Source organism: Burkholderia sp. MS389 (assembly GCF_016899425.1).
In the GTDB taxonomy this organism is placed as follows: domain Bacteria; phylum Pseudomonadota; class Gammaproteobacteria; order Burkholderiales; family Burkholderiaceae; genus Burkholderia; species Burkholderia sola.
Genome location: NZ_CP045995.1, coordinates 414,721 through 435,773, shown reverse-complemented (window position 1 = coordinate 435,773; position 21,053 = coordinate 414,721). Strand labels below are relative to the sequence as shown.

Sequence of the window (21,053 nt, the reverse complement as noted above, 5' to 3'; positions counted from 1 at the left end):
TCGAGCGACGACGCTCAGCTCATGTGCCACTTCTGCAGGATCTGCTGCAGCGTGCCGTCGGTCTTCATCTTGCGGATCGCGCCGTTGAGCTGTTCGAGCGTCGCGGTGTCGCCCTTGCGCACGATGAAGCACACCTGCCCCTTCACGACGCTCTGGTATTCGGGCACGAGCCGCACCTGGCGATTGACGCCGTGCTCGATCTGGTACGCGACGATCGGCTGGTCGGCGAAACCGGCCTTGATGCGCCCGAGCGCGACGTCGCGCATGATGTCGGCGATCGAATCGTAGGTCCGGACTTCCTTGAAGATGCCCTTCTTGTTGAGCGCATCGACGAACGCCGTGCCGACCTGCGCGCCGACCACCTGGTCCTTGAAATCGTCCATCGACGTATAGCGGCCCGGATCGTCGGCCTTCACGATCAGGCCTTCGCCGAACGAGTAGACGGTGTCGGAGAAATCGACGACCTGCTGGCGCGCGGGCGTCTTCAGCATCGCGGCCGAAATGATGTCGATCTTCTGCGTGGTGAGCGACGGGATCAGCGCGGAAAACACGGTCTGCTGCACGTCGACGCGAAACCCGGCCGACTTCCCGGCTGCCGTGATCGCATCGACCATCATCCCCTGGATCGAATTGCTCTTGACGTCGAGAAACGTGAACGGCACGCCGGTGGCCGTCGCGCCGACCTTCAGCGTGGGCTCGGCCGCAACGGCGCCCGCCGATGCCGTGGAGAGTGCGATACAGATGGCGAAACCGGCGGCCAGTGCGCCGAACCGCTTGATGAACGGAACCATGGTGACTCCTTCTCGAATAATCCGGGCGCCGGCCGGTCGCTGATCGACACTGCGACGATGACTTGATCTTAAAACGAATCAAAAACATCGCAAACAGATTTTTGCGTATCGATATTCGATACGCTATGATGCGATATCGAATCGATTCCGCCCTTCGCCATGGAAACGTCGCCCGACCAAGCAAACGATCTGCTGTTCAACCAGTCGCTGGAAAAAGGGCTGAACGTGCTGCGCGCGTTCAGCGCGAAGCGGCGCACGATGACGCTGGCGGAAGTGGCCGACGCGGCGGGGATGACGAAAAGCTCCGCGCAGCGGATGGTCTATACGCTCGAGAAGCTCGGCTACATCCGCAAGCATCCGGTCACGCGGCGCTACCAGCTCACGCCGCACGTGATGCGGATCGGCTTCAACTATCTGGCGGCCGATACGTTGATCGACGTCGCGAATCCGTTCCTGTCCGAGCTCACGAACCTGACCGGCGAAACCACCAACCTCACCGAGCCGGACGAGGATGAAATGGTGTACGTCGCGCGCTTCGTGTCGACGAAGTTCGTGCCGATCCACATGCCGATCGGCAGCCGTATCCCGATGTACTGCACCGGCTCCGGGCGCGCGTTCCTGAGCGCGTTGGCGCCGGAAGAAGCGCGTGTGCGGCTCGACGGCATGGCGCGCACGCCGCATACGCCGCGCACGGTCACGGCGCTCGACGATCTCGTCGCGTTGCTCGACAGCGCACGGCGCGAAGGTTATGCGACCAACCAGGAAGAACTGTTCATCGGCGACATGTCGATCGCGGCGCCCGTGCTCGGCAGCCAGGGGCAGCCGGTCGCGGCCGTGCACGTGGTCGCGCCGACAAGCCGCTGGACGTTCGACGACGCGCGTCGCAAGCTCGCGCCGGCGGTGATCGACTGTGCGCGCGGGATCAGCAATTCGATTCGGACGCTTGAATAGCGGCGGCGAAATGGCATACGGCGCGCCGTTGCATCGCGCAACGACGTTCGATCGCTACTGCGGCTTCGGCGGATGCTCGACCCGGTAGGTACGGTTCGGGCGCGATACGAATTGCTTCGCCGCAGCGTCCAGTGCCTTGCCGTGATACAGATCGATGCACTTCAGGAAGTCGAACTTCACATCCCGGACTTCGGATTCGACAATCGGATTCCGATAGTCGCGCGCCAGATACTTCGCGACCAGCGCGTGAATCACGTCCGGCGCACGTTCCATGTCGTAGTAGGTCCAGTCGCGCAACGCGCTGGCGCTGCTGCCGATGTCCGTGCTCGCGCCGGGCTCGTGCTTATAAGCGGTAGCCAGGCACTCCGCAAGCACCATGTCCTTGAAGTTCTGGAGGTAAATCCGTGAGCCTGCTTCAGGCGACTGCTGTGCGACGTCCTTCGCCACGACCATCGCCGGTTGAAACGCGATGCACGCCAACGCGGCAGCGATCCAGATTCGCCTCATGACAGGCTCCAAAATTTGCGCGATCGGTACGATACCGCGCACCCGGTTCGTTGAAGTAACTTGGCCGCGCCCCTGGATTGTCGCCTCCATCGCCATCCGCAGTCGTGCCTCGATGATCGGATCCAACCCCGACGCGGAAAAGTATTGCCGACTGTCGCCGACAGCCTCTTCGTCCATCCCCTGGTTTTCCCCGATCCTGTTCGCCTTGACTCGGCTCCGCCGATCGACAAAACTTCGCACATCACCAGTGTGATCACAGATCGCAGATCAAACCCAGGAGCCACGCCTTGCCGCCCCGTATCGTCCCGCCCGCACTGAAAGCCATCGAACAGGAAACGATGGCCGACAAGGTCTACCAGCAACTGCGCGAAGCACTGATGAGCGGCCGCTTCGCGCCCGGCCAGGCGCTGAGCCTGCGCAGCGTGGCCGAGGCGGTCGGCTCGTCGACGATGCCCGTGCGTGCCGCGCTCACGCGGCTGCGCGCCGAACGCGCGCTGGTAGACGGCCCGAATCGCGCGCTCGTCGTCCCGCCGATGACGCTCGACATGCTCGACGAACTGCGCGACGTGCGGATCGCGCTCGAAGGCTGCATCGCCGAGCGTGCGTGCGAGCGGATGACCGACGCGCAGATCGCGGCCGTGCGCAGGACCTGCGAGACGATGCAGGCACACGTCGAGGCCGGCCGCTCGCGCGCCTACCTGCAAAGCAATTTCGCGTTCCACAGCGCGATCTACGCGCATGGCGCCAGCGAAAACACGCTCGCGATCGTCGAGAACCTGTGGATGCGCGTCGGCCCGTTCCTCAACATGGTCGCGCTCGACATCCCGCACATGCGGCGCTCGATGGATGCGCACCGCGCGATCGTCGATGCGCTTGAACGTCGCGACGGCGCGGGCGTGCGGGCCGGCATCGCGCTCGACATCGGCGGCGCCGCGCACGATCTCGCCGAGACGCTGCGGGCCGAACAGACGCCGCGGACCGTGAACGCGAAGCCGTAGCGGCCGCTTGCGACGGCCGCCCGACACGCGAGCGGCCGCCATCCCACTACATCAACGATGGAGACAACCCGGCATGACAGCTTCCGACCTGCTGAAACCCTATGACGGCCTGCGCGTCCTCGTGACGGGCGGCGCGTCGGGCATCGGTCTCGAAATCGCCGACGCGTTCGCCGAATGCGGCGCGCGCGTGCACGTGTGCGACGCGTCGCAAGCCGCGATCGCGGCGCTCGCCGACCGGCCGCCGCACGCCGCGGCCGGCGCGATCAGCGCGACGCTGGCCGACGTATCCGACCCGGCCGCCGTCGAGCGCGTGTTCGCCGACGTGTCGACGCGGCTCGGCGGCCTCGACGTGCTGGTCAACAACGCGGGCATCGCCGGCCCGACCGGCGGCATCGACGAAATCGACCCCGTGCAGTGGGAGCAGACCGTCGCGATCAACCTGAACGCGCAATTCCAGTTCGCGCGCCGCGCGGTGCCGCTGCTGCGCGAAGCGAAACACGGTGGCGCGATCATCGCGCTGTCGTCGGTCGCCGGCCGGCTCGGCTACGCGTTCCGCACGCCGTATGCGGCGACCAAATGGGCGGTGGTCGGCCTCGTGAAAAGCCTCGCGATCGAACTGGGGCCGCTCGGCATCCGCGTGAACGCGATCCAGCCCGGCATCGTGCGCGGTCCGCGGATGCGCCGCGTGATCGACGCGCGCGCGCAGCAGCTCGGCATCGGCTACGACGAAATGGAAAAGCGCTATCTCGAGAAGATCTCGCTGCGGCGCATGACCGATCCGTCCGAAATCGCCGCGACCGCGCTGTTCCTGTGCTCGCCGGGCGGGCACGGGATCACGGGCCAAGCGATCTCCGTCTGCGGCAACGTCGAAGTGCTCTGACGCGTCCTGCATCGTTCATCGAAAGGAATCCATCCGTGGCCAACGCTCGCAAAGTCATCATCACCTGTGCGCCGACCGGCGCGATCCATACGCCGTCGATGTCGCCGTATCTGCCCGTGACGCCGCACGAAATCGAAACGGCCGCGGTCGCGGCCGCGCAGGCCGGCGCGGCGATCCTGCATCTGCACGCACGCAACCCGTCCGACGGCAAACCGACGCAGGATCCGTCCGTGTTCGCCGAGTTCCTGCCGCGCATCAAGGCGCAGACCGACGCGGTGATCAACCTCACGTCGGGCGGCAGCCCGCACATGACGGTCGACGAACGGCTGCAGCCGGCGCTGCATTTCCAGCCCGAGGTCGCGTCGCTGAACATGGGCTCGATGAACTTCGGGTTGTATCCGATGCTCGAGCGCTTTACCGAGCTGAAGCATCCGTGGGAGCGCGAACATCTCGAGAAAAGCCGCGATCTCGTGTTCAAGAACACGTTCGCGGACATCGAGACGATCCTCACGCGCTGCGGCGCGAACGGCACGCGGTTCGAATTCGAGTGTTACGACATCTCGCACCTGTACAACCTCGCGCACTTCGTCGACCGCGGGCTCGCGAAGCCGCCGTTTTTCGTGCAAAGCGTGTTCGGCCTGCTCGGCGGGATCGGCGCGCATCCGGAGGACCTGATGCACATGCGCCGCACGGCCGACCGCCTGTTCGGCGGCGATTACGTGTGGTCGATCCTCGGCGCCGGGCGCAACCAGATTCCGCTCGCGACGATCGGCGCCGCGCAAGGCGCGAACGTGCGCGTCGGGCTCGAGGATTCGTTGTGGATCGCGCCCGGCAAGCTCGCGGAATCGAGCGCCGCGCAAGTCCTGAAAATGCGTCAGGTGCTCGAAGGCCTGTCGCTCGAGATCGCGACGCCGGCCGAGGCGCGCGCGATGCTCGCGCTCAAGGGCGGCGACGCGGTGAATTTCTGATCGCCGGGTCCCGCCCTCAACACGAGCATCCGCAAGCGCAGTGACAAGGCGCCGGCCCGAGCCGGCCGGCGCCAGGACGCCCTTGATCGCCCCGCTCCGTTCGAGCGCCGCCGGCGCGGCTCCGTCGACTGCCCATCCGCTGCCTTGCCGCAGCGGCATTTGCCGAACGCGGCGCGCCGTGCTTGCCGTGCGCGCCGGTTCGCCCCTTACCGGAGTCGTCCGCATGTCCACTCATCACGCTCAGGCCTTGTCGTCCGCCGCGACCGACGCGAACGCGTCGCTGAACCGGCTGCTGTTCCGCAAACTCATGCCGCTGCTGATCGCCGCGTATGTGATCAGTTTTCTCGACCGCACCAACATCGCGTTCGCCAAACATTCGATGGGCGTCGATCTCGGCATTTCATCGGCCGCGTACGGGCTCGGCGCGGGGCTGTTCTTTCTCACCTACGCGCTCTTCGAGATTCCGAGCAACCTGATCATGCATCGCGTCGGCGCGCGCTTCTGGATCACGCGGATCATGATCACGTGGGGCGCGCTGTCGGTCGCGATGGCGTTCGTGAGCGGCGAGACGTCGTTCTACGTGATGCGGCTGCTGCTCGGCGTGGCCGAAGCCGGCCTGTTTCCCGGCGTGATGCTGTATCTGACGTACTGGTTCGGCCGCGAGGAGCGTGCGCGTGCGACCGGCTATTTCCTGCTCGGCGTGTGCATCGCGAATATCGTCGGCGGGCCGCTGGCCGGCGCGCTGATCGAGCTCGACGGCACGCTCGGCTTCCACGGCTGGCAATGGCTGTTCGTCGTCGAAGGCATTCCGGCGATCCTGCTCGCGTTCGTCGTGTGGACGCGATTGCCGGATCGGCCGAGCGCCGCGCCGTGGCTCTCCGCGGAAACCGGCCGCGCGCTCGAGCGCAAGCTGGCCGCCGAGCAGGACGCAGGCGTCGCCGCGCACGGCGGCCATGCGTTCGGCGCCGCACTGCGCGATCCGCAGATCTGGCTCGCGATCTTCGTGTACTTCTGCCATCAGTTGACCATCTACACGGTGATCTTCTTCCTGCCGGGGATCATCGGCGCGTCGGGGCGCCTGTCGCCGGTCGCGGTCGGGTTGCTGACGTCGCTGCCCTGGCTCGCCGCCGCGCTCGGCGCAGGCACGTTGCCGCGCTTCGCCCGCGAATCGCGTCATTCGCGGCGGATGCTGTGTGCGGGGCTGGTGATCATGGCGGCCGGGATGGTCGGCGCCGCGCATGCATCGCCGTTGGCGGGGCTGCTCTGCGTGTGCGTGGCCGCGTCGATGTTCTTCGTCGTGCAGTCGATCGTGTTCACGTTTCCGGCGTCGCGGCTCGCGGGCAGTGCGCTGGCCGGCGGGCTCGGGCTCGTGAATACCTGCGGTTTGCTCGGCGGCTTCGTCGGGCCGACCGTCGTCGGCGCGATCGAACAGACGACCGGCAATGCGAAGAACGGGCTGACGCTGCTCGCGGCCGCGCTCGTCGTCGCGGCGTTCGCGAGCCTCGCGTTGCGTCACGGGCACGAGCGCGCCGACGTGCGGTCGCGCGGCTGAAGGCCCGGCTGGAATCAAGCTGGCGGGAGGCGGGTTCCCCCCGCCCCTCGCGCCTCACGCCGTCGGAACAGGTACATTCGCGCGACGAACACAACGCCCGCGAACAGCAGCGTCGTCACGCAATATCCTATGATGTCGCGCACGGCGAGCCCCGCGATGGCGCCCCGCTGCCAAGAGCCGATCCCCATCATGCATGTGCGAGACCGTGAGCCGACGAACGCCCGTCTCGCCGCTTCTCTTTCGGCAACCCCTGCCCCCCCGAGGGCATGTTCACGCCCTAGCGCAGCAGCGCAACGTTCTCGTCGATTCGACGCTGAATGTCCGTCAGCGTGTCTTCTGTGATGATCCCCTCGTAGCGGCGCTTCGCAATGGCCGAGAACTGGCTGGCCACTCCGCACATTGCGTCGATCATGTCGCCGGCAGCCGCTGCGGAAAGCTCCGCTTCCTTTGCCAGTCCGACCAATGCCACCCGGTCGACCCGCAGCGCCTCGCCCATGACGTCCATTTGGTGGTAACCGCCCGGTCCCTCGCAGAATGTCACGTCGTAGGCCGGCGCGAGTTTCCACTGGCCGGATCGCGACATGACGTATGCGAAGTTTTTCGGATGATCGTCGCGATTGTTGAACGCGACATTGAAGACAGCCCGTTCCAACGCCCGCGCCTTCTCGCGTACGTCGTTGGTGCACATGTGAGTCGCGCGCAAGAAGTTCACGTAGTCCAGCGCACCCGGCGTTGTGTAATCGGCACCGGTAAAGGCGGCAACGCTTTGCATGGGCACGCGCAGACCGTCCCGTCGATCGAAACGCCTGGACGCAAATGCGGCCATCCCGTCAGGCAAATCGAAATGCAGCGTGTCCGGGGTCTCGATGCCGCACATGCGCAAGCACTCGGCGTAGACCATTTCGATCGCGCACACCTCGGGATGCTCTTGCCGGGCCGGGAACTTGACCAACCATGCTTCGAAACCCGCCACCGCGGCCGTGGTAAAAACGCCGGACTGCGGATCACGATAGACCAGGGCCTTCGGCCTGGCACCTTGCGGAGAGCCGCCCACCTGCAGCAGTTGATGAAGGAATTCGCCGCCCTCACCATTGAGGACTTCCTGTACCTCGGCCGCGAGCCGGTCGAGAGGAATATCCGGCTGCGGTGCCTGGATCTCGAGCGCGACCGGCTCGAACGACAGGGCGCCCATTGCGTGGTTGCCAATGTGAGCCAACCGCTCCAGCGGCCCGATGCGTGCCACGTTGAGACCGCGGCGTTTGAACCAGCGGTCCATGAGCAACATGCCCCATCCGTCGGGCAGCGCGTCATAGACTGGGCCGGGCAATCCCAGCTGGTGGGACGGAAAGTCCTTGCGCAGCCTCGCCCCATGCAATGGGAGCGCATAAGACGACAGTTCCAGCCCCCTCTTGCGCGCGTCATCGCTATATTCGAATACGATCAACGGGCGCCCCGTGATCGCCGTCGTAGAAACCATCGATCCCCACAGCCAGTGCTCCCCCCAGCCGTCATAGTAGACATCGATCCGCTCGATCATTTCTGGTTGCCCCTCTTGACGCGCTGACGTTTGGCACTTTTTTCATACCGGTGAACGTCTTCCAGGCTATCGAGCTTCGGCAGGAACAGTCCTTCGAGTTCCTTGCTTCGTCCCAGGACCATGGCTACACGAACTACCGTCTCGAGGCTCACATTGCGTCCGGCTTCCAGATTGGACACGGTATTGGAACCCACGCCGGCACGCGCGGCTACGTCGCTCTGCGTCAGTTGCAACGCCAGCCGCTCCGTGCGAAGCCTGGCGCAAAGCAGCGTGACGATTTCATTGGGCTTGCGAAAACTTAATTCCAACATAGGGGGGCTTCCGGCGTGATATCTCTCGTAACTCACAATATCACAGAGTTATAGAAGGGATGTACTTAGAAAATATAATTCCCTGATGTTGTATCTTATGGGGAGAATTTCCCGGATAATCCCCTCTGAAACGGAAGTGATGCGTCAGCGATGCATGCGCTTCCCGTACCCACCCGTCGCCCTCCAGATACGCCACGTCGTGGATGGATCGCCGCGCGCATCGATGCGTACTCGAGCCCTGGCGTGAGCCCGCTAGCGAGCAACCGCCTCCGGCGTGCCGACGGCCGCGATCGCGGTCGCTCGCCGCTCCGCCAGCTTCTGCGCAAGCCGATACGCGACAAGCGAACCCGCCACTGCCAGCAACATCGGCACGAGGCTGTCGTGATTCGCACGCGTGAATTCGAGCATCAACACGACGGCCGTGATCGGCATCTGCATCGATGCGGCGAGAAACGCGGTCGCACCGATCAGCGCGCATCCGCCGAGCGATGCGCCCGGCCACACGGCGCTCCACAATCCGCCGAGCACGACGCCGAGCAACGCGCCGTTCGCGAGACCCGGCGTCAGCAGCCCGCCTTCCGCGCCGGCCCGCAGGCTGCCGGCCTCGATCAGTACCTTCAGCACGAGCAGCGTCGCGGCGAAGCCGATCGTCAGCGTGCCGTCGAAACCCAGCGCCGCCGGGCCCTTGCCGTTGCCGAGCAGTTGCGGAAACCCCATCGCGAGCACGCCGATCACCGCGAAATTGAGCAGCGCGAACACCGGCAGCCGCCAGTCCTTCGGCGCGTTCGCGCGCGCGCGGCTCGTGAGCCGCACGAAACCGTACGCGGCGAAACCGAACAGCGGCCCGCAGACGATCGACCATGCGACGAGCGGCGTGCTCAGCACGAACGCCGGCACCGTGTACTGATGCTCGTTGCCGAGGCCGATCCATGCGACGACCGCGGCGATCGCGGACGTCACGACCGCCACGATCAGCGCGCGCAGTTCGAACGTGCCGAGCAGCACCTCGAGCACGAAGATCGCGCCGCCGAGCGGCACGTTGTAGACGGCCGCGAGCCCCGCGCCGGCGCCGCACGCGACCATCAGCCGGCAGTCGTCGGGCGTGAGCCGCGCCACATGGGCAAACCGCCCGGCGAGCAGCGAACCGATCTCGCGCGGCGCGACTTCGCGGCCGAGCGGCGAGCCGAGCGCGACGGTCACGATCTGCAACAGCGCGTGAACCGTCGTGCTGACGAACGGCATCCGCGGATCGGCCGCACGCACCGCCCGACGGATGCTGACGAGCGGCCCGCCATACCGGTAAAGCGCCCACCAGCCGCCGCCGGCGACGATCCCGCAGACGGCCAGCACCGCGACCCGGCGCAGCGGCTCGGCCGCGGTCACGCCAGCGAGGAAGCTCTCGGACCCGATCACGTGCGCGACGCTGTAGCCGTACGCGACGTGCTGGATCGCATGCAGCAGCAACGCGAGCAGCATGCCGCCGAGACCCGCGCCGATGCCGGTCAGGACCGTGACGACGGCCATGCGCGCGAACGGGCTGGCGGTCGGCGAAGCAGCAGCGGGAGCGGACGGAAGATCGAGGCGCATGGGGTCGGCGAACGAAGAGGAAAAAGGACGGCGCGCAAGTGGCACGCCGTCGTCAGGACCGAATCGTAGGCCCGCGCCTCTCATGAGACAAACGTATTTTTCGAATCGACTGATGCATTTCATGAATACTCAAGGCCGGCGAGCCGCGCTCGCCCGCCTTCCCGTCAATCCGGATACGTCACGCGCTCCGGTTCGCGCCGCATGATGACCTTCCCGTGGCGCATCGACAGCGTGGCCTTCGCCTGCCGGCGTACGGCTTCGTAGTCGCTGTCCGCGTCGAGGACGACGAGATTGGCAGGCCGCCCGACCGCGATGCCGTAGCCATCGCCGAGATGCATCGTCGTCGCGCTGTGGTCGGTCACGAAGTCCAGGCAGCGCTGCAGGTCCTGGTAACCCATCATGTGGCAGATATGAAGGCCCGCGTCGAGCACGCGCAGGATGTTGCCGTTGCCGAGCGGATACCACGGGTCCTTGATCGAATCCTGCCCGAAGCACACGTTGATCCCGGCACGGTCGAGTTCCGCGACGCGCGTGACGCCGCGCCGCTTCGGAAACGTGTCGAAGCGCCCTTGCAGATGGATGCTCTCGGTCGGGCACGAGATGAAGTTCAGTCCCGCCCGCTTCAGCAGCCGGAACAGCTTCGAGCAGTACGCGTTGTCGTACGAACCCATCGCGGTCGTGTGGCTCGCGGTGACGCGCGCCCCCATGCCGCGCACGCGCGCCTCTTCCGCGAGCACTTCGAGAAAGCGCGAATGCGGATCGTCGGTCTCGTCGCAGTGCACGTCGACGAGGCAGCCCGTGCGTTCCGCGAGATCCATCAGGAAGCGGATCGAGCTGACGCCCTGCTCCCGTGTGTTCTCGAAATGCGGAATCCCGCCGACGACGTCCGCGCCGAGTTCGATCGCCTGCTCCATCAACGCGCGGCCGCCGTCGAACGATTCGATGCCCTCCTGCGGGAACGCGACGATCTGCAGGTCGATCAGCCCGCGCGCCTCGTCCTTCACTTCGAGCATCGCCTTCAGCGCGGCCAACGTCGGATCGGTCACGTCGACGTGCGTGCGCACGTGCTGGATCCCGTGGTCGCGCAGCATGCCGATCGCCGCATGCGCGCGTGCTTTCGTGTCCTCGTGCGTGATCGTGGCCTTGCGCTCGGCCCAGCGCTCGATGCCCTCGAACAACGTGCCGCTCATGTTCCACGCGGGTTCGCCGGCCGTCAGCACCGCATCGAGGTGGATATGCGGTTCGACGAGCGGCGCAATCGCGAGCCGGCCGCCGCCATCGATATGGTCGGGGTTCGTCGACGCGATCGGTGCGGTTTGCGCATCGATCCGCGCGATCTTGCCGGCATCGACGCCAATCGTGAACAGGCCGTCGCGGCCGCGCAGGCGTACGTTGAACAGGTTCATGGGGGCCTCTTGTCGTATGCATTGACACGGCCGCGCGATCCGAGTCGGCGGCCGTGTGGTCCGGGCAACCAGTATGGAGGAAAAGCAGCGATGCGCGCACGTACCGTGCATGTTGCATCGACACGACAGCCGGGCCGGGCAGGACAGCAGCCGCGGGCCTGCCGTCGCGCAAGAACCGCCGGCCGGCGCGGGCGCATCGCGTCGTGTCGGTTTTGTGAACGACTCTTGCAGGATCCGGAACAGTGCGCTCGCGGCCGCCCGGCCCTTGCGCGCGCCGCGCATTCCTATACTGGCGCCGAACTTTGGTTTCCCGTCCCACACGCAGGAGCTTCACCTTGAAAAAAACCCTGATCGCCGGCGCGTGCGCCGCCGCCCTGTTCGCGCCGCTCGCTCACGCGCAAAGCTCGGTCACGCTGTACGGCCTGATCGACGCCGGCATCGCCTATACCAACAACGTGAACGGTGCGTCGCAGTGGCGCATGGCGACCGGCACGATCAACGGCAGCCGCTTCGGCCTGCGCGGCACCGAGGATCTCGGCGGCGGCCTGAAGGCGCTGTTCGTGCTCGAGAACGGCTTCAACGCGAACAACGGCGGGCTCGGCCAGGACGGCAAGCTGTTCGGCCGGCACGCATATGTCGGCCTCAGCCAGGCCGGCTACGGCACGCTGACGCTCGGCCGCCAGTACGACACGATGGTCGACTTCGTCGCGCCGCTGTCCGCGACGTCCGGCGATTTCGGCGATACGGGCTTCGCGCATCCGTTCGACAACGACAACCTGAACCACTCGCTGCGTATCAACAACGCGGTCAAGTACACGAGCGATACGATCGCGGGCTTCAAGGTCGGCGCGCTGTACGCGTTCTCCAACTCGGCGAACTTCAGCGCGAACCGCGCGTACAGCGTGGCCGCGAGCTACACGAACGGCCCGCTGAAGCTGGCCGGCGCGTACCTGCAGATGAACGGCACGAAGGGCTCGACGAGCGCGAGCCCAGGCGCGACCGATTCGGCCGAAGCGAAAAGCCTGAACCAGGGCGGCTGGTCGATCGGCTCGGACCGCATGCGCAGCTACGGCGGCGGCGTCAGCTACGTGTTCGGCCCGGCGACCGTCGGCTTCGTCTACACGCGCTCGCAGTACGACAACACGGGCGCGTTCGGCTCCAGCGGCCAGATCGCGTTCAACAACTACGACGTGAACGTGCGCTATGCGGTGACGCCGGCCGTCAGCGTCGGCGCGGCCTATGTGTACACGGACGCCAGCGTGTCGAATCCCGACAGCAAGCACGGCAGCGATCCGAAGTGGCATCAGGCCAACCTGCAGGCCGTGTACAAGCTGTCGCGCCGCACCGACCTGTACGCGGAAGCGATGTTCCAGCATGCGTCGGGCCGCGGCTACCAGGCGTTCATCAACACGTCGGGCGGCGCGTCGAGCACGGCGAACCAGGTGGTCGGCACGATCGGCATGCGCACGCGGTTCTGACCGGCATCGCGCGACGTCGTCCGCCTGCAGGAGCCGTGTGCACACACGGGTTCAGTAGCCGCGGGCGACGCCGCCAATGTTGTTGCTTCTGGAACGCAGCCCTCCTGGAATCGGGGTGTTTGCACGCGGACTCGCTCCGTAGACTGACGTCCAAGGTCGGCGCCGCGCGCAGCGTGTCGATCCGGCCACCCACCCCTTATTCAGGAGAACCTCGTGAAATCGCTCGTCGTTACCGCCGCCGCTGCCGTCCTGCTTGTCGCACCGGCCCTGTCGTTCGCCCAGCAGGCGAAGTCGCCCGTCACGCGCGCGCAGGTGCTGCAGGAGCTGATCGACCTCGAATCGGTCGGCTACAACCCGGCGCGCGGGGAAATCGGCAACTATCCGGACGACATTCTCGCGGCGCAGGAACGACTGCAGGCGAAGCGTCTCGCCGAACGGAAAGCGGCGCGGGCCGCCTACGGCCCGACCGGCGAGCCGGCAACCGAATCGGGCGCGGCGGCCAAGCCCGCGCTGTGACGGCGCGCGTCGCTCGCATCCAGCATGGATGGCGAGTGACGCGGTTCCGGCATGGGCATGAAGCAACCCGCCGCGCGCCGATGCGCGCGCGGGGTCAAGGCGGCTTGCGCTCAGGCGGCCTGCGGTTCGCGATCGATCGCGTTCAGCATCTCGACGTCGCGCGCGATCATCGTCGGCACCTGTGCACGCAGCATCTCGACCCAGGTCCGCACCTTCGCATCGACGAAGCGGCGTGACGGGTACAGCGCATACACGTTCATCTTCTGCAGGATATGCGCGGGCAGCACGCGGACGAGCGAGCCGTCGCGCAGCGCGTCGATCGCCGAATACAGCGGCAGCATGCCGATCCCGATGCCGTCGCGGATCGCAAGCGCGAGCGATTCGGCGGTATTGGTCTGCACGGGCCCGGCGACATGAATCTGCTCGACGCCTTCGGGTCCTTCGAGCACCCATTCGTGCGTCGGAAACGCCGGCGTACACAGCGTCAGGCACGCATGCGCGGCGAGATCCTGCGGGCGGGCCGGCACGCCGTGCCGTTTCACGTAGTCGGGCGATGCGCACAGAATGCTGAACGTCGAGCCGAGCAGGTGCGACACGAGTTCCGAATCGGGCAGCGACGACGCGGTGACGACGGCCGTGTCGCTCGTGCCGTCGAACAGGTCGGGCATGCGCTGCGACAGCGACAGTTCGATCGACACGTCCGGGAATTGCGCGTGATAGCGCGTCAGCGTGGGCAATACATAGTGATGACCGACGCTCGCGAAGCTGTGCATGCGCAGCACGCCGGCCGGGCGCTCGTGCGCGCAGCTCGCCTCTTCTTCCGCGCGGTCGACGTCGGCGAGGATCTGGCGGCAGCGCCGCAGATAGCTTTCGCCGGCCGACGTGAGCGCGAGACGGCGCGTCGAGCGATTCATCAGACGGGTGCGCAAACGCGCCTCGAGCTCCGACACCGCACGCGACATCGCGCCCGTCGTCGAATTCAGCGATTGCGCGGCGGCGGTGAAGCTGCCCGTCTCGACGACGCGCGTAAACACCCGCATGTTTTGTAGGGTATCCATTCCTGTGAGCGACCTGTAGCGGAGCCGCCATTTTCCTCCACTGGATGCGACAGATTGTTACTCGGGCTGCAACTATCGTTTCCCCGCAACTGCGTTAATGCGCGGGCGCCGCGCTCCTACAATCGGCGCCTCACCAGTCGAACGGACCCGTTCGGACGCACCGCGGCACCTCGCGCGGGCGGCCTTGGGCCCCTTTTCATGAAGCCACCACCTGCGATCGCGCGACCTTCCATCGAACCGGCACGATGGAGGCGATGGCTCGATCCGCTCGGCAACGCGGCGCGCGACTGGGCCGTGACCGACGGGCTGATCTGGCTGCACCTCGCGAAAACCGTGCTCGCGGCGCTGCTGGCGATGGGCATCGCGATGCGTCTCGAGATGTCGCAGCCGCGCACCGCGATGACCACCGTGTTCGTGCTGATGCAGCCGCTGTCGGGGATGGTGTTCGCGAAGAGCTTCTACCGCGTGCTCGGCACGGCGGCAGGCCTCGTCGGCGCGCTCGCGCTCGGCGGGCTGTTCGCGCAGCAGCCCGAGCTGTACATGGCCGGCATCACGCTGTGGATCGGCGGCTGCATCGCGCTCGCGGTGCGCAACCGCCACTTTCGCTGGTACGGCTTCGTGCTCGCCGGCTACACGGCCGCGCTGATCGGCCTGCCGGCCGTGATGACGCCGCAGACGCTGTTCCAGTCCGCGCTCACGCGCGCCGCGGAAGTCGCGCTCGGCATCGCATGCTCCGGCGCGGTCAGCGCGCTGATCCTGCCGTTGAGTTCCGCGAAGGCGCTGATGCGCTCGTTGAGCGCGCGCCACGCGACGTTTGCGGCGTTCACGGCCGGCGCGCTGTCGGGCGACGTCGCGCGCGGCGATTTCGAGCGGCGCTTCGCCGATTTCGTCGACGACATCGTCGGCTTCGAAGCGAACCGTGCATTCGCGTCGTTCGAGGATCCGCACATTCGCGCGCGCAGCCGCCGGCTCGCACGGCTGAACAGCGAGTTCATGAACGCATGCACGCGGCTGCATGCGCTGCACCAGCTCGTCAAGCGGCTGCGTGCGAATCAGTCGGACGCGGTGCTCGACGCGCTGGCGCCGCACGTCGACGCGCTCGCACTGCGCTTCGCCGCATTGCGCGACGAACGCCAGCGCGGCATCGCGCCGGCCACCGGCGCGCTGCTCGAACTGCGCCGCTTCCACGGTGCATTGCCGAAGGCCGCGCGCGCATCACGGCGAGCCATCGAGGAGCACGCGGCCGGCGGCCTGCTCGACTTCGATACCGCGATCGAACTGCTGTACCGGTTCATCGGCGAATATCTCGGCTACGTCGACACCTATGCGTCGCTCGACCAGGACGATCACGCGTTCGAGCGCTCGGTCACGCATTACGCGGTGAAAACCAATGCGTTCTTCGTCGGTTTCGCGTTCCTGCGCACGGTGGTTGCCGTCGGCGCGATGAGCGCGTTCTGGATCGCGTCCGAATGGCCGAGCGGCTCGCTCGCGGTGATCGCCACCGCGATTGCGTGCGCGCTCAGCTCGACGTCGCCGCGCGCGCCGAAGTTCGTCGCGCAGATGGGCGTCGGCGCGGCGTTCGCGACCGCCGTCGGCTACATCTTCCTGTGCTACGTCTATCCGAACATCGACGGCTTTCCGCTGCTGTGCGCGGCGCTCGCGCCGGTGCTCGGCCTCGGCGCGTTTCTCGCGATGCGGCCGGGCCTGTCCGGCTACGGGATCGGCTTCGCGGTGTTCTTCTGCCTGCTCGCGGGCCCCGACAACACCATCGCGTATACGCCCGAAGTGCTGATCAACAACGGGCTGGCGGTCGTCGTCGCGATGCTGGCGTGCTCGCTCGTGTTCGCCGTCGTGTTCCCGACGCACATGCCCTGGCTCACCGGCCGGATCGCGCACGACTTGCGCCGCCAGGTGACGCTTGCGTGCGAAGGCGCGCCGGACGGCCTCGCGCAGCGCTTCCAGTCGAGCACGCACGACCTGATGGCGCAACTGCGTACGCTGCTGGTGCGCCGCACGCGGCAGCATCGCGATGCACTGCGCTGGATGCTGTCGACGCTCGAGATCGGCCACGCGGTCATCGACCTGCGCGACGAGCTGCACATGTTCTGCGCGGCGAGACCGCCGCAGACGCTGCGCTGGACCGGTTCGATCGAGGCGGTGCTGCTCGAACTGCCGCGCTTCTTCGACGATCCGACGCCCGCCCGCCATGCGCGCACGCTGAAATCCGTGAATCTCGCGATCCGCGCGGCGCAGCACGCGCTGCAGGCGTGGTACGCGGTGCCCGACGCGCGTCGCAACATGCAGCGGATCGTCGGCTGCCTGCACTTCATGCGCAGCGCGCTGCTCGACAAGGACGCGCCGTTCAACCGGCACCGCCATTGAAGATCGATGCGCGCGCAACGGGATCCTTGTTCCGGATGGAAATAAGCTCTACAGGCGCGGTGATTAATCTTTAAGCAGTGCGAGCCTATAGTTTCCTCACTGCCAGCGAGACTGGCACTCACCCAGGAGAAACAAAATGAAGCCGCTGCACCTCGCCCTCGTTGCCCTGTCGCTCACCGCTGCCGTCGCTCACGCGCAGCCGGCGCCGGCAGACGCCGCACCGCAACAGGCGAACCGCGCCGAGGCGATCCAGGCCGCCGGCCGCGTCGATCGTGCGCAATCGAAGCAGGAAGACCCGAACGCGTGCGTCGGCCCCGTCAGCTTCTGCAACATCTACTTCGGCAGCTGAGCATGACGCCGCGTCGTCACGGCCAGGCCCGCATCACCCGCACCGCATGCATGACGTGCGCGGACGGACGGCGGTCCGGCCGATCGCGGCCCGGCCGATCGCGGCCCGGCCGATCGCCGCATCGCCGTCCTACACCACGCCGCTTCGATTGAAGCGGCGCGTGCCGTTTCAGGCGCCGCGCCCCGGCCGCCAGCCTACTTCGCGCAACGCATCCAGCAAGCGCGCCGGCCCGAGCCCTTCGACCCGCACCCCGCGCGACGCGACGTCGCCGCCCGCAACCAGCGCATTCACGATCGCTTCCTCCACCGCTTCCGCCGCCGCGACGAACAGCGCGGAGATATGGTCGTTGTTGACCATCCGCACGTCGGTGGTCGGCGCGCCCTTGCTGCCGTAGTTCACCGCCGGCAAGCCGGCGTTGCCGGTCGCGAACGCGAGGAAGATGTCGCCGCTCGAATCCTCGGTGCCGCCGCCGACGCGGGCGAGCCCGACACTCGCGCGCTGCGCGAGACGCGTGCATTGATGCGGCAGCAACGGTGCGTCGGTCGCGATCGTGACGACGATCGAACCCATGCCGGCCTCGCCTTTCGCTTCGGCTTCGCGAAACGGCGAATGCACGTGCCGCAGCACTTCGCCGACCGGGTAGCCGGCCACGCGCAGCATCTCGCGCACGCCGTAGTTCGCCTGCACGAGCGCGCCGACGGTCCAGCCGCCCGCATCGCTCGCCAGCACGCGGGACGCGGTGCCGATGCCGCCCTTGAACTCGTGGCAGATCATGCCCGTGCCGCCGCCCACGCCGCCTTCGGCGACCGGCCCCGACTGCGCGGCTGCTAGCGCGCGCTGCACGTGCGCGGCGTTCACGTGCTGCCCCCAGATGTCGTTCAGCAGTCCGTCGTAGGTCTCCATCACGACCGGCATGCACCAGTACACGCGGCCGGCCGCCGCTTCGCGTTCGTTCGCGACCAGCGCGTCGCGCACCGCGCCGACGCTGTGCGTGTTCGTATAGGCGATCGGCGTGGTCAGCAGGCCGGCTTCGCGAATCCATTCGAGCCCGGTCGCGTCGCCGTTGCCGTTCAGCACGTGCACGCCCGCGAAGCACGGCGAATCGTGCGCGGCACCCACGCGCGGCTCGATGACGGTGACGCCGGTGCGGATCGATGCGTCGCCGTTCTCGACGTTCAGCGTGCAATGTCCGACCCGCACGCCCGGCACGTCCGTGATCGCGTTGAAGCGGCCCGGCGTGCCGAGTCCGATGCGGATGCCGAGATCCCTCGTGCGCATGATGCAATTCCTCCTGTCTTTCGATGATTCGGTGTATCGGTGATGTACGGAGTCGAGCCGATGCTCAGAGCGCGCGGAATGCCGCGCTGTGGCGCGCCCATACGACGTACATCACGAGCGCCGCGACCAGCAGCCCCGCGATGATGATCAGGTCGGTCGGCTTCGTCGCCGTCGCCAGCGTCGTGTAAAGCGTATACGCGGCGCCCGCCACCGCGACGAGCGGCGTCACGGGCCACAGCGGCATCCGGTAATGATGCTCGACGTCGCGGCGCACGAACCGGCTCGCGAGCGCGGCCAGCCCCACGACGAGGTAGATCAGCAGCAACAGGTCGACCGTGAATGCGGTCAGTTCATCGAGGCTCGACACGAACACGAGCCCGGCCGACGGTATCGCGAGCGCGATCGTCGCGAGCCACGGCGATTCGAGGCGCGGATGGATCGTCGAGAACGCGCGGTTGCAGGTGCGCGACCACAGCGCATGCCGGCCGCTGCTGTACAGCAGGCGGCCCATCGCGATCACGATCGCGATGATCGCGTTGAACACCGACAGGAAGATCCCGCCGCTGACCACGCGCGACACGGCCGGATTGCTCAGCGAGCGCACGACATAGCCGATCGGATCGGCGCTCTTCGTCAGTTCCGTCAGCGAAGGCGCGCCGAGCACGATCGCGGTGAGCGGCACCAGTTCGACGACGAGGATCACGAGCAGCGAATAGATCACCGCCTTCGCGACGTTGCGGTTGCCGCCGCGCAAGTCCTCCGCGAGATAGGCGGCCGAGCCGAAACCGTTGTAGCAGAAGATCGCGGTGCCGATCGCGGGCACGATGGCCGCGAGCGTGGCCGGCACGAGCGCATTGCCGCTCGCGACGACCGGTGCGATCAGGACGTCGGCGCCGCGATGCGGCGACCCGAAGCCGAGCCCGGCGATCAGCATCAGCACGCCGATTTCGACGACCAGGAACGCGCCGGTGATCCACGCATTCGTCTTGATGTTCAGCATGCCGAGCAGATAGCTGAGCAGCACGATCGTCAGCGCGACCGACTGATTGCCGAAGTGCGTGCCGAGCGCGCTGTTCAGGTACGGCGCGGCGCCGCTCGCGAGCACGGCCGGGATGAACACGCTGACGGACAGCACCGTGATGAAGGTCAGGTAGCCGGGCAGCGTGCCGAACACGCGCTTGGCCATCACGTATTCGCCGCCCGCGCTGCGGTGCGCGGCGCTGAGTTCCGCATAGCAGAGCGCGAATGCCAGCGCGAGCACGCCGCCGAGCACGAACGACAGCACCGCGCCGCTGCCGGCCTGCTGGATCGCGAACGGCGCGATCACGAAGATCGAGCTGGCCGGGGTCACGCCCGATACGGTGATCATCACAGCGTCGCGCACGCTGAGCGTCTGCGACAGCGCGCGCGGCGCGTCTTCCGTCGCAGAGGCCGCTTGCAGCGTGCCCGTCGATTCCGACATCATCGCCATTTCGTGCTCCTTTGTTCCTTTGCCGCCTTTTTTTGAACACCCATACTCGGGCCCGATTGATTGCGTGGCAGTCTAGGAAGCCAATTTCAGGACCGCTATTCCCCCTTCGTGTTACGCCCTTCCGGTGGTGGTATGGATCGTCTCTTTTCCGAAATCGCGATGCACCAGGCGCTCGGCCGCGCGATCGATCATCTCGGCCAGCCGCGCTTCTGGCGGTTCCTCGTGCTGCTGCTCAACGAAATGGCGCCGTTCGACAACGCGCTCGCGACCGCGATCGGCCGCGACGGCGTGCCGCTCGTGCTCGACGAATACGACACGGGCGGCGCCGACACCGCGTCGCCGGTGCCGCTTTACCTGAACGGGTTATATCTGCTCGATCCGTTCCTGCAAGCCGCGCACGACGGGCTCGCCGACGGCTGCTACCGGCTCGAGGAAGTCGCACCCGACCTGTTCCGGCAGAGCGAATATTTCCTGAGCTATTTCCGCGACGCGGTCGGCGACGACGAGATCCAGATTCTCGTGCGACCGAACGCCGACACGCTGCTGTCGCTGTCGCTCGGTGCGTCGACGCGCTTCGACGTCGAGCCGCTCGGCAAGCTGACGGCCGCGATGCCGTGGGTGCTCGCGGTCATCCGGCAGCATTGGCGGCTGGTGGGCGATGCCGCGCGCGCCACGCCCGACGCGGACCTCGGTGCGCGCGTCGAGCAGGCGCTCGCGCGCTTCGGCGCGGGCGTGCTGACCGATCGCGAGATGGCGATCGCAAGAATGGTGCTGCGCGGCAATTCGTCGAAGGCGATCGCGGAGCGGCTCGCGATTTCACCGGAGACGGTGAAGGTGCATCGGCGGCACCTTTACGCGAAGCTTGGAATCTCGTCGCAGCCTGAGCTGTTTTCGCGGTTCATTCGGGCGCTGGGGGAAGACGATGCAGCCGGTTGAGCGGCGCGCACGCCGTCAACCGGCGACGCCCCGGCGGGCCGCCCTGCGCGGGCCCCTCGCGACGGCGAAACGTCAGCTTCGCGCCGCGCGATTGCAT

General features: G+C 66.9%; 19 protein-coding genes and 1 pseudogene. 10 read left to right on the top strand and 10 right to left on the bottom strand.

All coding sequences use genetic code 11. From position 1 onward, the window contains the following. Positions 1–14 precede the first annotated feature (14 nt). Positions 15–791 carry an ABC transporter substrate-binding protein gene (locus GJG85_RS18465; RefSeq protein ID WP_089489349.1) on the bottom strand — a complete coding sequence of 259 codons (777 nt, stop codon included), beginning with the start codon at positions 789–791 and terminating at the stop codon, positions 15–17. Positions 792–950: 159 nt separating this feature from the next. On the opposite strand from GJG85_RS18465, the gene GJG85_RS18460 reads away from it, so the two are divergent. Continuing rightward, positions 951–1,742 (top strand): IclR family transcriptional regulator, encoded by a 792-nt coding sequence (locus GJG85_RS18460; RefSeq protein WP_176016888.1) that lies wholly within the window; start codon positions 951–953, stop codon positions 1,740–1,742. Between the two features lie 54 nt (positions 1,743–1,796). On the opposite strand, the gene GJG85_RS18455 is transcribed toward GJG85_RS18460, so the two are convergent. Beyond that, a complete protein-coding gene (locus tag GJG85_RS18455) occupies positions 1,797–2,249 on the bottom strand; it encodes a type VI secretion system amidase immunity protein Tai4 (RefSeq protein ID WP_124630339.1) in 453 nt (150 codons plus the stop codon). 287 nt (positions 2,250–2,536) lie between these two features. On the opposite strand from GJG85_RS18455, the gene GJG85_RS18450 reads away from it, so the two are divergent. The 4 genes from GJG85_RS18450 to GJG85_RS18435 all read left to right on the top strand — a co-directional run bounded on the left by GJG85_RS18450 (position 2,537) and on the right by GJG85_RS18435 (position 6,647). After that, positions 2,537–3,247 (top strand): GntR family transcriptional regulator, encoded by a 711-nt coding sequence (locus GJG85_RS18450; RefSeq protein WP_050011012.1) that lies wholly within the window; start codon positions 2,537–2,539, stop codon positions 3,245–3,247. A 73-nt stretch (positions 3,248–3,320) separates the two neighbouring features. Beyond that, positions 3,321–4,127: an SDR family oxidoreductase gene (locus GJG85_RS18445; RefSeq protein ID WP_050011011.1), complete on the top strand. Its 807-nt coding sequence runs from the start codon at positions 3,321–3,323 to the stop codon at positions 4,125–4,127. Between the two features lie 35 nt (positions 4,128–4,162). Next, positions 4,163–5,095, top strand: a complete 933-nt coding sequence (locus GJG85_RS18440) for a 3-keto-5-aminohexanoate cleavage protein (RefSeq protein WP_050011010.1) — start codon at positions 4,163–4,165, stop codon at positions 5,093–5,095. A 223-nt stretch (positions 5,096–5,318) separates the two neighbouring features. Beyond that, positions 5,319–6,647 (top strand): MFS transporter, encoded by a 1,329-nt coding sequence (locus GJG85_RS18435; protein WP_204384259.1) that lies wholly within the window; start codon positions 5,319–5,321, stop codon positions 6,645–6,647. A gap of 14 nt (positions 6,648–6,661) precedes the next feature. Here the strand turns inward: GJG85_RS18435 and GJG85_RS18430 are convergent. The 5 genes and pseudogenes from GJG85_RS18430 to codA form a co-directional block, all read right to left on the bottom strand. Next, positions 6,662–6,808: pseudogene (locus GJG85_RS18430) on the bottom strand (TIGR00366 family protein); the annotation flags it as partial. Between the two features lie 116 nt (positions 6,809–6,924). Continuing rightward, entirely contained in the window at positions 6,925–8,184 is a 1,260-nt protein-coding gene (locus GJG85_RS18425) for a type II toxin-antitoxin system HipA family toxin (protein ID WP_204384257.1), read from the bottom strand. Next, the gene (locus tag GJG85_RS18420; RefSeq protein WP_332371493.1) at positions 8,181–8,492 is read right to left on the bottom strand and encodes a helix-turn-helix transcriptional regulator; all 312 of its coding nucleotides are present in this window, start codon (positions 8,490–8,492) and stop codon (positions 8,181–8,183) included. The genes GJG85_RS18425 and GJG85_RS18420 overlap by 4 nt, the downstream gene beginning before the upstream one ends. A 255-nt stretch (positions 8,493–8,747) precedes the next feature. Next, on the bottom strand, positions 8,748–10,082 hold the full coding sequence (locus tag GJG85_RS18415; protein WP_204384256.1) for a chloride channel protein: 1,335 nt from the start codon (positions 10,080–10,082) through the stop codon (positions 8,748–8,750). A gap of 164 nt (positions 10,083–10,246) precedes the next feature. After that, the gene (gene codA / locus GJG85_RS18410) at positions 10,247–11,488 is read right to left on the bottom strand and encodes a cytosine deaminase (protein WP_050011005.1); all 1,242 of its coding nucleotides are present in this window, start codon (positions 11,486–11,488) and stop codon (positions 10,247–10,249) included. Between the two features lie 335 nt (positions 11,489–11,823). Here codA and GJG85_RS18405 point away from each other — a divergent pair, with 335 nt between their 5' ends. Beyond that, entirely contained in the window at positions 11,824–12,966 is a 1,143-nt protein-coding gene (locus GJG85_RS18405; RefSeq protein WP_050011004.1) for a porin, read from the top strand. A gap of 213 nt (positions 12,967–13,179) precedes the next feature. Beyond that, complete coding sequence (locus tag GJG85_RS18400; protein ID WP_050011003.1) at positions 13,180–13,482, top strand: DUF4148 domain-containing protein; 303 nt, start codon at positions 13,180–13,182, stop codon at positions 13,480–13,482. Positions 13,483–13,592: 110 nt separating this feature from the next. On the opposite strand, the gene GJG85_RS18395 is transcribed toward GJG85_RS18400, so the two are convergent. After that, positions 13,593–14,540 (bottom strand): LysR family transcriptional regulator, encoded by a 948-nt coding sequence (locus GJG85_RS18395; protein ID WP_050011002.1) that lies wholly within the window; start codon positions 14,538–14,540, stop codon positions 13,593–13,595. Positions 14,541–14,738: 198 nt separating this feature from the next. Between GJG85_RS18395 and GJG85_RS18390 the strand changes: the two genes are divergently transcribed. Continuing rightward, entirely contained in the window at positions 14,739–16,922 is a 2,184-nt protein-coding gene (locus tag GJG85_RS18390) for an FUSC family protein (protein WP_204384255.1), read from the top strand. Positions 16,923–17,058: 136 nt separating this feature from the next. Next, positions 17,059–17,271: a hypothetical protein gene (locus GJG85_RS18385; RefSeq protein ID WP_012338215.1), complete on the top strand. Its 213-nt coding sequence runs from the start codon at positions 17,059–17,061 to the stop codon at positions 17,269–17,271. Between the two features lie 168 nt (positions 17,272–17,439). Here GJG85_RS18385 and GJG85_RS18380 read toward each other — a convergent pair whose 3' ends face one another. Both GJG85_RS18380 and GJG85_RS18375 read right to left on the bottom strand, forming a co-directional pair. Further along, positions 17,440–18,549: a P1 family peptidase gene (locus GJG85_RS18380; RefSeq protein WP_204384254.1), complete on the bottom strand. Its 1,110-nt coding sequence runs from the start codon at positions 18,547–18,549 to the stop codon at positions 17,440–17,442. A 64-nt stretch (positions 18,550–18,613) separates the two neighbouring features. Continuing rightward, on the bottom strand, positions 18,614–20,020 hold the full coding sequence (locus GJG85_RS18375) for an APC family permease (RefSeq protein WP_124593339.1): 1,407 nt from the start codon (positions 20,018–20,020) through the stop codon (positions 18,614–18,616). A 132-nt stretch (positions 20,021–20,152) separates the two neighbouring features. On the opposite strand from GJG85_RS18375, the gene GJG85_RS18370 reads away from it, so the two are divergent. Further along, positions 20,153–20,956, top strand: coding sequence for a helix-turn-helix transcriptional regulator (locus GJG85_RS18370; RefSeq protein WP_050010997.1), 804 nt, complete (start codon positions 20,153–20,155; stop codon positions 20,954–20,956). Positions 20,957–21,053: the final 97 nt, after the last annotated feature.